Origin of the sequence: Paenibacillus sp. 598K (genome assembly GCF_003851045.1) — a bacterium.
Lineage (GTDB): Bacteria > Bacillota > Bacilli > Paenibacillales > Paenibacillaceae > Paenibacillus_D.
On sequence record NZ_BFBX01000016.1, the window covers coordinates 186,551 to 198,799 of the forward strand.

The 12,249-nt window shown below is 59.2% G+C and carries 12 protein-coding genes; 4 read left to right on the forward strand and 8 right to left on the reverse strand.

Annotated elements, in window-relative coordinates; translation table 11 throughout:
• Nucleotides 1-32 precede the first annotated feature (32 nt).
• The gene (gene fumC, locus PA598K_RS07535) at nucleotides 33-1,424 is read right to left on the reverse strand and encodes a class II fumarate hydratase (protein ID WP_128656344.1); all 1,392 of its coding nucleotides are present in this window, start codon (nucleotides 1,422-1,424) and stop codon (nucleotides 33-35) included.
• Between the two features lie 238 nt (nucleotides 1,425-1,662).
• On the opposite strand from fumC, the gene PA598K_RS07540 reads away from it, so the two are divergent.
• On the forward strand, nucleotides 1,663-1,971 hold the full coding sequence (locus PA598K_RS07540) for a winged helix-turn-helix transcriptional regulator (RefSeq protein ID WP_128656345.1): 309 nt from the start codon (nucleotides 1,663-1,665) through the stop codon (nucleotides 1,969-1,971).
• Between the two features lie 213 nt (nucleotides 1,972-2,184).
• On the opposite strand, the gene sdhB is transcribed toward PA598K_RS07540, so the two are convergent.
• From sdhB to PA598K_RS07555, 3 genes are read right to left on the reverse strand one after another with little or no spacing between them, the layout of a single operon-like run.
• On the reverse strand, nucleotides 2,185-2,949 hold the full coding sequence (gene sdhB, locus PA598K_RS07545; RefSeq protein ID WP_128656346.1) for a succinate dehydrogenase iron-sulfur subunit: 765 nt from the start codon (nucleotides 2,947-2,949) through the stop codon (nucleotides 2,185-2,187).
• 2 nt (nucleotides 2,950-2,951) lie between these two features.
• Entirely contained in the window at nucleotides 2,952-4,709 is a 1,758-nt protein-coding gene (gene sdhA / locus PA598K_RS07550) for a succinate dehydrogenase flavoprotein subunit (protein ID WP_128656347.1), read from the reverse strand.
• Between the two features lie 40 nt (nucleotides 4,710-4,749).
• Nucleotides 4,750-5,418 (reverse strand): succinate dehydrogenase cytochrome b558 subunit, encoded by a 669-nt coding sequence (locus PA598K_RS07555; RefSeq protein WP_128656348.1) that lies wholly within the window; start codon nucleotides 5,416-5,418, stop codon nucleotides 4,750-4,752.
• 232 nt (nucleotides 5,419-5,650) lie between these two features.
• On the opposite strand from PA598K_RS07555, the gene PA598K_RS07560 reads away from it, so the two are divergent.
• The gene (locus PA598K_RS07560) at nucleotides 5,651-6,559 is read left to right on the forward strand and encodes a LysR family transcriptional regulator (RefSeq protein ID WP_128656349.1); all 909 of its coding nucleotides are present in this window, start codon (nucleotides 5,651-5,653) and stop codon (nucleotides 6,557-6,559) included.
• Nucleotides 6,560-6,657: 98 nt separating this feature from the next.
• Complete coding sequence (locus PA598K_RS07565; RefSeq protein ID WP_128656350.1) at nucleotides 6,658-8,361, forward strand: CPBP family intramembrane glutamic endopeptidase; 1,704 nt, start codon at nucleotides 6,658-6,660, stop codon at nucleotides 8,359-8,361.
• A 52-nt stretch (nucleotides 8,362-8,413) separates the two neighbouring features.
• Here the strand turns inward: PA598K_RS07565 and uvrC are convergent, their stop codons facing one another.
• On the reverse strand, nucleotides 8,414-10,327 hold the full coding sequence (gene uvrC, locus PA598K_RS07570; RefSeq protein ID WP_260405305.1) for an excinuclease ABC subunit UvrC: 1,914 nt from the start codon (nucleotides 10,325-10,327) through the stop codon (nucleotides 8,414-8,416).
• Between the two features lie 238 nt (nucleotides 10,328-10,565).
• On the opposite strand from uvrC, the gene PA598K_RS07575 reads away from it, so the two are divergent.
• Nucleotides 10,566-10,712, forward strand: a complete 147-nt coding sequence (locus PA598K_RS07575; RefSeq protein ID WP_128656351.1) for a YqzM family protein — start codon at nucleotides 10,566-10,568, stop codon at nucleotides 10,710-10,712.
• Nucleotides 10,713-10,853: 141 nt separating this feature from the next.
• On the opposite strand, the gene PA598K_RS07580 is transcribed toward PA598K_RS07575, so the two are convergent.
• From PA598K_RS07580 to PA598K_RS37810, 3 genes are all read right to left on the reverse strand, one after another.
• Entirely contained in the window at nucleotides 10,854-11,057 is a 204-nt protein-coding gene (locus PA598K_RS07580; protein ID WP_128656352.1) for a YezD family protein, read from the reverse strand.
• A 21-nt stretch (nucleotides 11,058-11,078) separates the two neighbouring features.
• Nucleotides 11,079-11,960: a sulfate ABC transporter permease subunit CysW gene (gene cysW / locus PA598K_RS07585; RefSeq protein WP_128656353.1), complete on the reverse strand. Its 882-nt coding sequence runs from the start codon at nucleotides 11,958-11,960 to the stop codon at nucleotides 11,079-11,081.
• A gap of 9 nt (nucleotides 11,961-11,969) precedes the next feature.
• Nucleotides 11,970-12,249: ABC transporter permease subunit (locus tag PA598K_RS37810; RefSeq protein ID WP_260405306.1), on the reverse strand; the 280-nt coding region annotated here is incomplete at its 5' end.

A 12,249-nucleotide genomic window follows, 5' to 3' on the forward strand; every position in this document is an offset into this window, starting at 1 on the left:
GGTCCCCTCCCTTCGGCGTCATGTGTCGTGCATTATGAATCGTGCGGGCGCACCATCTGCTCTGGTCGCACGATTCGGTCGAAGTCCTCGAGCGAGATCAGGCCGCTCGCCGCCGCCGCTTCCCGCAGCGTCGTCCCTTCCTGATGCGCCTTCTTGGCGATCGTCGCCGCATGCTCGTAGCCGATATGCGGATTAAGCGCCGTCACCAGCATGAGCGACGCATCCAGATGCTCGGCGATCCGCTGTTCGTCGGCTTCGATGCCGCTGGCGCAATGGCGGTCGAAGGAACGGATGCTGTCGGCCAGCAGCGCCGTCGACTGCAGGAAGTTGTAGATGATGACCGGCTTGAATACATTGAGCTCAAAGTTGCCCTGACTGGCGGCGAAGCCGATCGCGGCATCGTTGCCCATCACCTGACAGACGACCATCGTCAGAGCCTCGCTCTGCGTCGGATTAACCTTACCCGGCATGATCGAGCTGCCCGGCTCGTTGGCAGGGATGCGCAGCTCGCCGATGCCGCAGCGCGGGCCGCTGGCTAGCCAGCGTACATCGTTGGCGATCTTCATCAGATCAGCGGCGAGCGCCTTCAGCGCGCCGTGCGCGTAGACCAGTTCGTCATGGCTCGTAAGCGCGTGGAACTTGTTGTCGGCGCTGCGATAGACGCGTCCCGTCCGCTCGCTGATGAGCGCGGCGGCGCGCTCGCCGAATCCGGGAGGGCTGTTCAGTCCGGTGCCGACAGCGGTGCCGCCGATCGCCAGCTCGGCCAGCTCCTCCATGCTCTGACGGATCATCCGCGAGGTTTTCTTAAGCATCTGTACCCATCCGCTGATCGCCTGACCCAGCGTCAGCGGCGTCGCATCCTGGAGATGCGTGCGGCCGATCTTGACGATCGAGGCAAAGGCCTCGCTCTTGGCCGTCAATGTCAAGGTCAGCGCGTCCAGCGCCGGCAGCAGCGACTCCTCGACCGCTTGACGGGCGGCGATATGCATCGCTGTAGGAAAGGTATCGTTGGAGCTCTGCGAGCGATTGACATGATCGTTGGGGTGAACCCGCATCGACTTGCCGGCTGTCTCGAGCAGTTGCTCCGCCCGGCGAGCAAGCACCTCATTCATATTCATATTGCTCTGAGTGCCGCTGCCTGTCTGCCATACGACCAGCGGGAATTCATCCGGCCAGCGATCCTGCAACACTTCCTCCGCCGCCTGGACGATCGCCTCCGCCAGCTCCGGCTCCAGCACGCCCAGCTCGCGGTTGGCGCGCGCTGCGCTCTGCTTGAGCACCGCCATCGCCCGGATCAGCTCCAGCGGCATCCGTTCGTTGCCGATCTGGAAGTTCTGTCGGCTCCGCTCCGTCTGCGCGCCCCATAGTCTGGACTCTGGCACGGCGATCTCGCCGAGCGAGTCCCTTTCGATTCTCTGTTTCATCTCTATGCCTCCCTTGCCTCGAACATCCCGCGCCGTCCGCGCAGGTTCGTAAGAGCACGTCTACTTCTAGTCTAAACGTTTGTCCGACGCACAGCAAATGTAGCGGTTCCATTTCGTTTATCTTTGCTTAATAAAGGTTAGTATATATATATAAAGGAGTTTATAATATTTTTTTAATTTAGCCTTACGTTTTGGATAGCGGCGTGTTACAATAGATTCATAAAGTGGGGTGATACCTGTGGACTACTCAAAGATGTGTCCGAAGTACGAATCCGCTGCAGAGATCCTTTGCAAAAAATGGACGGGACTGATCATCCGGGTTCTGCTCGACGGACCAAAACGGTTCAAGGAAATGAAGGAACAAATCCCAGACATGAGCGACAAAATGCTGACCGATCGCATGAAGGAGCTCGAGTCCATGGATATAGTGAAACGGACGGTGTATCCTGAGATGCCGGTCCGGATCGAATATGAACTGACCGACAAAGGGAAGGATCTGGAGCCTGTCATCCGTTCGATCCAGGGCTGGGGAGAGCATTGGATGTAGCTCCCCTTCTAGCCTGCTCCGCCCACACGCAAGGCCCGTACACGGCGTATCCCGCCGAGGTGCGGGCTTTTTTAGATATGGAGAGAGAGGATTGACAGACGAGGCGACAGCGTATATATTAATAATGAGAATCATTTTCATTTGAAGTCAGATAGACAAAAATCACCCTCTGCGACGTCCGACAGGAGCCACAGAGGGTGGAGTCTCAGCACATTACATTCCAAGCCATTTCTTGAACATATGCTTCGATGTATCTTTGTTCAGCGAAGCGATCGACGTCGTGAGCGGGATGCCCTTCGGACAGGCGCGCACGCAGTTTTGCGAGTTGCCGCAGCCCTCGATGCCGCCGTCGCTCATCAGCGTCTCCAGTCGCTCGTCCTTGTTCATCTCCCCTGTCGGGTGAGCGTTGAACAGGCGAACCTGCGAGAGCGCAGCCGGACCGATGAAGCTGTTGCGGTCGTTGACGTTCGGGCAAGCCTCGAGGCAGACGCCGCAGGTCATGCACTTGGACAGCTCATACGCCCACTGACGCTTCGACTCGGCCATCCGCGGGCCGGGACCGAGATCATAGGTGCCGTCGATCGGGATCCACGCCTTGACCCGCTTCAGCGCGCCGAACATACGCTGACGGTCGACGATCAGGTCGCGGACGATCGGGAAGGTCTTCATCGGCTCCAGCCGGATCGGCTGCTCGAGTTTGTCGATCAGTGCCGTACATGCCTGTCTAGGCTTGCCGTTGACGATCATGGAGCAAGCGCCGCACACCTCTTCGAGACAGTTGGAGTCCCAGCAGACCGGCGAGGTTGACTGGCCGGACTGTGTCGTCGGGTTACGTTGGATCTCCATCAGGGCGCTGATGACATTCATGTTGGCCCGGTACGGGATCTCGAACGTTTCCGTATACGGCTGCGAGTCTGGCTTGTCCTGGCGGGTAATGACCAGTTTGACTGTTTTGTTGGCTACCGCTGTATCCGCCATCGTTATTCTCCTTTCTTCTTGTCTGTTGTATAGTCACGCTTGCGCGGCGGGATCAGCGAGACGTCGATGTCCTCGTAAGAGATCTTCGGTCCGTCCTGCGTCCACGACGCAATTGTCGTTTTCATGAAGTTCTCATCGTCGCGCTCCGTGAAATCCGGCTTGTAGTGCGCGCCTCGGCTCTCGTTGCGGAGCAGCGCGCCCTTGGTCATCGCCTCGGACAGCTCGAGCATGTTCCATAGCTGACGGGTGAAGGCGACGCCGGCGTTGTTCCAGCCTGCCGTGTCGTTGATATTGATCTTCGCGTAGCGCTGCTTGAGCTCCTTGATCTTGTTGATCGTCTCTTCGAGCTTGTTGTTGTAGCGCACGACCGTCATGTTGTTGGTCATCCACTCGCCGAGCTCGCGATGCAGCACATACGCATTCTCCGTGCCGTCCATCTTGAGGATGCGGTTGTACTTGTCGGTCTGGCGCTGCTTCTCGCGATCGAACACCGATGAGGATACGTCCTCCGAGGACTTCGACAGCCCACGGATGTACTCTACCGCCTTCGGTCCGGCGACCATGCCGCCGTAGATCGCGGAGACGAGCGAGTTCGCGCCGAGACGATTGGCCCCGTGATATTGGTACTCGCACTCGCCGGCTGCGAACAGGCCAGGGATGTTGGTCATCTGGTTGTAGTCGACCCACATGCCGCCCATCGAGTAGTGAACCGCCGGGAAGATCTTCATCGGAATCTTGCGCGGATCGTCGCCCATGAACTTCTCATAGATCTCGATGATGCCGCCGAGCTTGACGTCCAGCTCCTTGGGATCCTTGTGCGAGAGGTCGAGATAGACCATGTTCTCACCGTTGACGCCGAGCTTCATATCGACGCAGACGCTGAAGATCTCACGCGTCGCGATGTCGCGCGGCACCAGGTTGCCGTAGGCTGGGTATTTCTCCTCGAGGAAGTACCACGGCTTGCCGTCCTTGTACGTCCAGATTCGGCCGCCCTCGCCACGCGCAGACTCGGACATGAGACGCAGCTTGTCGTCGCCAGGGATCGCCGTCGGGTGGATCTGGATGAACTCGCCGTTGGCATAGTTGACGCCTTGCTGATAGACTGCGCTTGCCGCCGTGCCAGTGTTGATAACCGAGTTGGTCGACTTGCCGAAGATGATGCCGGGACCGCCGGTCGCCAGGATGACTGCATCGGCAGATACCGCATGCACCTCCATCGAGCGCAGATCCTGTGCCGATACGCCGCGGCAGACGCCATCGTCGTCAATGACCGCGCCGAGAAACTCCCAGTGCTCGTACTTGGTGACCAGACCGGCTGTCTCCCAGCGGCGCACTTGCTCATCCAGCGCATAGAGCAGCTGCTGGCCAGTCGTCGCGCCTGCAAATGCCGTGCGGTGGTATTTGGTGCCGCCGAACCGGCGGAAGTCGAGCAGACCCTCCGGCGTCCGGTTGAACATGACGCCCATCCGGTCCATCAGATGGATGATGCCGGGCGCCGCGTCGCACATCGCCTTGACGGGCGGTTGGTTGGCGAGGAAGTCGCCGCCGTATACGGTATCGTCGAAGTGCTCCCAGGTGGAGTCGCCTTCGCCCTTCGTATTGACCGCGCCGTTGATGCCGCCCTGGGCGCACACCGAGTGAGAACGCTTTACAGGGACGAGCGAGAACAGGTCGACATGCATGCCCGCTTCCGCTGCCTTGATCGTCGCCATCAAGCCTGCGAGACCGCCGCCGACGACGATTACTTTATTTTTAGCCATGGATTATTCGCTCCTTGTCTTCCAGATATGCTAGGACTGGTTATACGTGCCGGATCAGATCAAGCGCTGCCGCCGCTTCTTTGAACTCATCGCCGCGGAACGCTGCCAGCGACATCAGGAACATGGCGGACACGACGACGAATACGACCATCCATACATAGGAGGAAATACGCTGTGCCCGCGGGCCGACCGTGACGCCCCAGCTCACAAGGAATGCCCACATGCCGTTGGCAAAGTGGAATACGGCGGCAAGAACGCCAATCGTGTACAGAACAAAAAACAGGTTGTTCGTAGAGATCAGATGCATGACGCCGCCCAGCTCCTCGTGGGTCACTTCACCGATCGCAACCTGAAAACGTGTCTGATAAACGTGCCAGACAATAAAAATGAACGTAATTACGCCGGTAATCCGCTGCAGCGTAAACGCCCAGTTCCGGCCGTACGAAAATTGGCCGATGTTGCTGTTGGACTGATAGGCGATGTAGAGGCCATAGATGCCGTGGAACAGCAATGGCAGGAAAATAACCCCCAGCTCGAGAACCCAAATGAGCGGCATGCTGTTAATCAGATTCACCGCGTTGTTGAACCGCTCCGGGCCCCCCTCAACAGCAGCAAAGTTCGTCAGCATGTGCGAAATGATAAACATGCTGAGTGGAATCACTCCGAGCAAGGAATGAATCCGGCGCGCGTAATACGAATTTCCCTTCATGACATTAGTGTGCTCCTTTCCAGACTCGTACCTTTGTAGACAACGTCTTTCATTGTACTCCTGACCCCATAAAGCGTCAACATCTACTGTATTCCCCTGACACAACTTGGTCACACTTTTCATGGTACTCCTTTTTCGCTTATAATGGAATTGCTTATTTAGTATAATATCTTATAACCTCTGGTTATATGTATACGCCATCATCCACTTCACCTGCGAAAGGAGTCTTCCCTTGCTTGATCAGATGCATATTTTCGCCACGGTTGTCGAACAGTCGAGCCTGAACAAAGCGTCGACGCTGTTAAATTTGTCTCAGCCCGCGCTCTCGCGCAAAATCGCCAAGCTGGAGGAAGAGCTCGAGGTTGCACTGTTCCGGCGCGTCGGCAAACGACTCGAGCTGACCAGCGCCGGTCAGCTGACGTATGCATTCGCCAAGGATCTGCGCTCCGGTCAGCAACGCTACCTGCAGTCGCTCGCCGAGTATCGCCACACCGAACGGCGCGAGCTGACGATCGGCGCCTCGCTGACGACGCTACAGACGACGCTACCCGATCTGATCCAGGTACTGACGCGGCTGAACCCGGAGCTGGAGATCAAGGCGGTCACCGGCAAGACGCATGAGATCGTCTCGCTCGTACGGGACAAGCGGGCCGATCTCGGCCTCGTTGCTTCCATTATAGACGAGAGCCAGCTCGCCTGCTTGCCACTCTTCGAGGATCATCTGCAGCTCGTACTGCCGAAGAACCTGCTCGTCACCGACAGATCGGTGCCGGAGATCAGCGTGCTCGACGGCTTGCCGATGATCCTCTTCTCCAAGGGGACCTGGTATCGGGTGCTGACCGACGAGCTGTTCCAGCGCTACCGACTCTCTCCCGACGTGCGCATGGAGATCGACTCCTTCGAAGCGATCCTGCGTCTGCTCCATACCTGCCGGGCGGCGACGCTGCTGCCCCAGTCGTATCTGCGAGCGCAGCTGCTCGAGGACAACGAGCTGACGCTGCTGCCAATCCGCGAGCTTGCACAGGCCAGACGGACGACGACGCTCATCTACTCCCTCGACGATCAGCCTTATAGCGCATCGATGCGGTTATGGCTAGAGGCGATCAAAAGCCACTTTACCGACGAGCGTGATTCCCGTTAGGGATGACATTGCAACAGGAAAGGATTGGAACCGGACAGCTTGTGTATGGTAAGGTTAGGTAGACGAAGCGTCCAAATCCCATAAGTCGAGGTGCATGCATGAATTCACTCCCTATTGAACCGCCGTGGCGCAGACTGCTGCTCTTCAGCATGATCTGCCTGGCGATCTATCTGGCGCTGCAGATTATCCCGCAGACCGCCGCATCCTTCTTTAGCTCCAGCGCGACGCAGGTGATGGACAAGGGCGAGGCGGAGCGTCTGGCGACTGCCTTCGTCAAGGAGCAGTTCGGGGCCGTAATCACAGCGCCCCATGCGGTCCATCAGACCGACCGACTGCTGAACGGCTATCTGGCCAAGGAAAAACAGCTGGAGGCCTATGACGAGCAATACGGCAAGCAATTCCCACCCGATACGTACCAGGTCGACGTCAAGGTGCCTCATCCGCTGAGCGGAATGCAGGATATCTACTATTATGTCTACTTACATATGGAAAGCGGCGAGGTCGTCGCCTGGAACCGGCAGGGCGGCGTCCCGGAGGGTGAGCGTCCGCTGCTGTCGGAGGAGGCGCTGGAGGCAGCGCAGTCCTTCGCGATAGAGCAAGGCTTCCTCGCGGAGCAGCTGGCACCGCGCGGCATGCCGGATCGTAACGGCTTCGTCATCATCGATGTGAAAGGCGCATCGATCGGCGAAGCCGAGCTGGAGCTGCGCATCCGATCCGTCGTAACGGCGGACGGCGAGATCCGGACGATCGGCTACAAGCCGACCTTCCTGCCGCCGCAACCGTACATCGACTATGTTGAGGGGCAGGACCAGCTCGGCTCGATCCTGACCTTGGCCGGTTATCTCGGGATGACGGTCATCCTGTTCATCCTGTCCGTCGTCTACGCCGCGCTCTATCGCCGACATACGTCGTTCTTGCGAGGGCTGTTCCTGACCGGGTTTTTCCTCGTCTTCTACATTATCAGCAACGTCAACATGCTAGACGGCGTCCGCGCCGGGCTCGGCGAGAACCCATCCGCCAACGAGTTCGCCATTGCCGGCATGGCGATTACGGTCCTGATCTCGATCGCAATGGCGGCTTCCGTCTACTTTGCGCTCGTCGGCGGTGATGGACTGTGGCGCGCGCATGGCCGCAACCTGTGGCCGCGCTTCGGCGAGCCGGGCTACGGCACGCATGTGTGGCGGAGCATGAAGCTCTCGTACCTGTGGGCCTTCATCTTCCTCGGCTTGCAGACGATCATCTTCCTGCTGCTGGAGCGGGGCTTCGGCACCTGGACGACGTCCGATGCCGCGACGTCGATCTACAACTTCGGCTCGCCGTGGATCTACCCGATGCTGGCGTGGTGCGCCGCGATCTCCGAGGAGGCCGTCTATCGGCTGTTCGGCATCGGCTTGCTGCGCAAATGGTTCAAAAATCTGTTCGTCGCCTCGCTCATCCCGACGATCATCTGGGCGCTGGGGCATGTGTCCTATCCGTTCTATCCGGCGACGACGCGGCTGATCGAGCTGACGATCCTTGGTCTGCTGTTCAGCTACATCTTCCTGAAGTACGGCTTCCTGACCGCCGTCTTCACCCACGCGATCGTCAACAGCATCATGATGTCGCTGCTGCTCATCTTCATGGGCGAGCCGGTCAATATGGTCGCCGGCGTGTTCTACATCGTGCTCCCGGTGATCGTCGCCTGGGTCATGCGCTGGTGGTCGGACAGCAGGGGGCCGCGCCAGCCGCGCGCGCAGTACAGCCCGGAGGATCCCGCTTCATCGCCTTCCGGCGGCCCGACAAGCTTCAACCCGGAGCACTAAGCAGTGTCCTGAGCAGACCTGCAGGCGAGCACCAAAAAAAGAGGAACCGAAATTACGGTTCCTCCCTCAATGCCGTGAGAATCTGAGTGGCGAGCTTTTCGCCGATCGACAGAGGCTTGAAGTCTTCGACTTCGGCCTCTTTTATTTTTTTGAGCGAGCCGAAATGCTTGAGCAGCTGCTTGCGCCGCTTCTCGCCGATGCCTGGGATCGCGTCGAGCCGCGAGGCGACCATCGACTTGGCCCGCGTCTCCCGGTGGAAGGTAATCGCGAAGCGATGGACCTCGTCCTGGATGCGCTGCAGCAGATAGAACTCCTGACTGTCGCGGGGCAGCGGCACGACCTCGGCCGGATCGCCGATCATCAGCTGGGCCGTCTTGTGCTTGGCGTCCTTGACGAGGCCGCATACGGGGATATGCAGCCCCAGTTCGTCCTCGAGCACCTCGATCGCCGCCGAGATCTGCCCCTTGCCGCCGTCGACGACGATCAGGTCGGGCGGCGTCAGTCCTTCCTTCAGCACCCGCTCGTAACGGCGGCGGATCACCTCGCGCATCGTGCCGTAGTCGTCCGGGCCTTGCACCGAGCGCACCTTGTACTTGCGGTATTCCTTGCGGTCGGGCTTGCCGTCGGTGAAGACAACCATCGCCGACACCGGGTCCGTGCCCTGAATGTTCGAGTTGTCGAATGCCTCGATGCGCCGCACCTGCGGCAGCCCGAGCCAGTCGGCCAGACTGGCCGCCGCGACGACGCTGCGCTGCTCGTCGCGCTCGATCAGCTTGAACTTCTCCTCCAGCGACATCCGGGCGTTTTTGCTCGCCATCTCGACGACGTCCCGCTTCTTGCCCTTGCGCGGGACGAACACCTTGACCTTGAGCCAGCTCTGCAGGATGCCGCCGACATCCTCGGCCGCCGGCTCTGCTCCCGGCTCGGCCGACTCCTGCTCGGCGGGCTGCTCCGGCAGGAAGATCTCCTTGGGCAGCGCCGGGTTATCGCTGTAGTACTGCGTGACAAAGGTCATGAAGTCGCTGTACTCGGTGCCATAGTACGGGAAGGTCGTCGCATGGCGCTCGATCAGCTTGCCCTGGCGCATATAGAGGATCTGCACGCACATCCAGCCCTTGTCCACCGCATAGCCAAACACGTCGCGATCGAGCGCGTCGGCCATCGTGATCTTCTGCTTCTCCATGACCGCCTCGATGGCGACGATCTGATCGCGGTATTCCTTGGCCCGCTCGAACTCCAGCGCCTCCGCCGCCTCGGCCATCTTGTGCTGCAGCTGCGTCTTGACGACGTCCTGGCCGCCGCTGAGGAAGCGCGAGATGTCCTGGATCATCTCGTCGTAGACCGACTGCTCGACCGGATATTCGCACGGCGCGAGGCATTGGCCCATATGATAATAGAGACAGACCTTGTCCGGCAGCGTTTTGCACTTGCGGAGCGGGTACAGCCGATCGAGCAGCTTTTTAGTCTCCTGGGCGGCATAGGCGTTCGGGTAGGGGCCAAAGTACTTGGCCTTGTCCTTGACGATACGGCGCGTCACCTCAAGCTTCGGATGCTTCTCGTTCGTAATCTTGATGTACGGGAACGACTTGTCGTCCTTGAGCAGCACATTGTACCTGGGGTGATACTGCTTGATCAGATTGCACTCGAGGATGAGCGCCTCCATGTTGCTGGAGGTGACGATATATTCGAAGTCGCGGATCTCCGAGACGAGCTTCTGAGTCTTGCCGTTATGGCTGCCGTTAAAGTACGAACGGACGCGGTTTTTGAGCACCTTGGCCTTGCCAACATAGATGATCGTCCCCTGGCCGTTCTTCATCAGGTAGCAGCCCGGCTGGTCGGGCAGCAGCGCCAGCTTGCTACGGATCAGCTCAGCCGCTTGCTCCCGGGAGGGCGACACGGACGCCGCGGCCTCGGAGGCTCGCTCGTCGCCGGACGCTTCGGCGCGGACATCGGGTTGATCAGTCATTACGCTTGCCTCCTTCTCTCTAGCGCATGGAGATCGTCCTGCCATGCGAACGTATACTCCTATTGTAGCACATGCAGCCTGCTCCGGGCAGCCCGCCTCACAATTGTCACGAAGCCCGTCTTTACATTTATCCAGCAAGTTGGGTATACTATAGCCAAGTGAGTCTAGTGGCACAGGCTGAGGATGTGCGGCTTGGCGGCACAGGCTGTGTCATCGTCTGCGAGGAGGTCGTAACCGTATGGAGAATGTCAGAGATCCAAGAGAGCATTTGAACGAAGAGCCACGCCACGATTTTAACGACGTTGCGATGGGCGCCGTAGGCATGGGTGGATTTATGTTCGTGGTGTTTGCGATTGCTGTTATTATCAAGTTTGTCATTTCGTAGCGCCTGACGACACGAGCCCTTCCGCAGATGCGGGAGGGCTTTTGCTATGGCAGAACAGGTCACCCGCAATGCATAAGCGCAACAAAGCCGTCCCTTCTCACAGGCGAGAAAGGACGGCTTTTTGCGATACGTCAACCAACGTCAGGGCTTGTGGGCTGCGGCGCTCCTCGGCGCCGGCGGTGCAGCCTGGGCGGCTTGATTGTCGAAACGCTTGCGCTCCGTACGCTCGATCTGGACGATCCGGCCGTCATGCACGGTGATCAACACCGAGCCGTACTCCAGGCCGCTCACCTGACTCAGGATTCTATCTTGCCATACCTCATCAATCTCCAACGGCTTTGCCATGCGGATCTCCTCCATCCTGATCTATTTTGGTTCCGGGGATATCTCCCGGTAGGACCTCCACTCGATATACGATTTCATTACCAGCGTCAAGATCGCCAGCAGCACCAGCAAGGAAGCGACGGCAAACGAGGCCGAGAACTGGTACTCATTGTACAAAATCTCGACGTGCAGCGGCAGCGTGTTGGTCTGCCCCCGGATATGACCGGAGACGACCGAGACGGCGCCGAACTCGCCCATCGCTCTGGCGTTGCACAGGATCATCCCGTAGAGCAAGCCCCAGCGGATGTTCGGCAGCGTCACTCGCCAGAAAATCTGCCAGCCCCTCGCCCCCAGACTGACGGCTGCCTCCTCCTCATGCGGGCCCTGGGCCTGCATGATCGGGATGAGCTCGCGCGCTACGAATGGGAACGTCACAAATGCGGTCGCCAGCACGATTCCCGGCAAGGCGAAGATGATCTGGATGCCTCGCTCGTCGAGCCACGGTCCGAAGAAGCCCTGAGCCCCGAAAAGCAGGACGAAGATCAAGCCGGCAATGACCGGCGATACCGCAAACGGCAGATCGATCAAGGTGATGAGCAGTTGCTTGCCCTTGAATCGGAACTTGCTGATCGTCCAGGCTGCTGCCAGGCCGAACACCGTATTAAGCGGCACCGCAATGACAGCGGCCAGCAGCGTCAGCTTCAAGGCAGCCAGCGCATCCGGCTCCGTGATCGAAGCGTAATAGACGCCGACGCCTCGCTTGAAGGCTTCGATGAAGATCGCCGCCAGCGGCAGCAGGACGATCAGGGCGATGAAGAGCAGTGCGAGTCCGATCAGCACCCATCGCACCCAGCGGGCTTCGTTGCTGTGACTTGGTCTCGTTTGCGCGTCTCGCGACAGATGTGCGGTTACAGCTCCTGCCATGTCAGCCTCCTATTCCGCAATGACGCGGCGACCGGCCCGCCACTGCAAGTAGTTGATAAGTAGCAGCATCACAAACGACATGACCAGCATCACTGCGGCGATCGCGGTAGCGCCCATATAGTCGTACTGCTCCAGCTTGGTCATGATGAGCAGCGGCGCGATCTCGGTCTTCATCGGCATGTTGCCCGAGATGAAGACGACCGAGCCGTACTCGCCAAGTCCCCGGGCAAAGGCCATCGCGAACCCGGTCAGCAGCGCCGGCAGCAGCGTCGGCAGGATGACGGGGAGG

Excerpts from the sequence above, each read along its gene's own strand:
- fumC (WP_128656344.1), bottom strand. The coding sequence starts at position 1,424 with ATGAAACAGAGAATCGAAAGGGACTCGCTCGGCGAGATCGCCGTGCCA.
- sdhB (WP_128656346.1), bottom strand. The coding sequence starts at position 2,949 with ATGGCGGATACAGCGGTAGCCAACAAAACAGTCAAACTGGTCATTACC.
- sdhA (WP_128656347.1), bottom strand. The coding sequence starts at position 4,709 with ATGGCTAAAAATAAAGTAATCGTCGTCGGCGGCGGTCTCGCAGGCTTG.
- PA598K_RS07555 (WP_128656348.1), bottom strand. The coding sequence starts at position 5,418 with ATGAAGGGAAATTCGTATTACGCGCGCCGGATTCATTCCTTGCTCGGA.
- PA598K_RS07565 (WP_128656350.1), top strand. The coding sequence starts at position 6,658 with ATGAATTCACTCCCTATTGAACCGCCGTGGCGCAGACTGCTGCTCTTC.
- uvrC (WP_260405305.1), bottom strand. The coding sequence starts at position 10,327 with ATGACTGATCAACCCGATGTCCGCGCCGAAGCGTCCGGCGACGAGCGA.
- PA598K_RS07575 (WP_128656351.1), top strand. The coding sequence starts at position 10,566 with ATGGAGAATGTCAGAGATCCAAGAGAGCATTTGAACGAAGAGCCACGC.
- PA598K_RS07580 (WP_128656352.1), bottom strand. The coding sequence starts at position 11,057 with ATGGCAAAGCCGTTGGAGATTGATGAGGTATGGCAAGATAGAATCCTG.
- cysW (WP_128656353.1), bottom strand. The coding sequence starts at position 11,960 with ATGGCAGGAGCTGTAACCGCACATCTGTCGCGAGACGCGCAAACGAGA.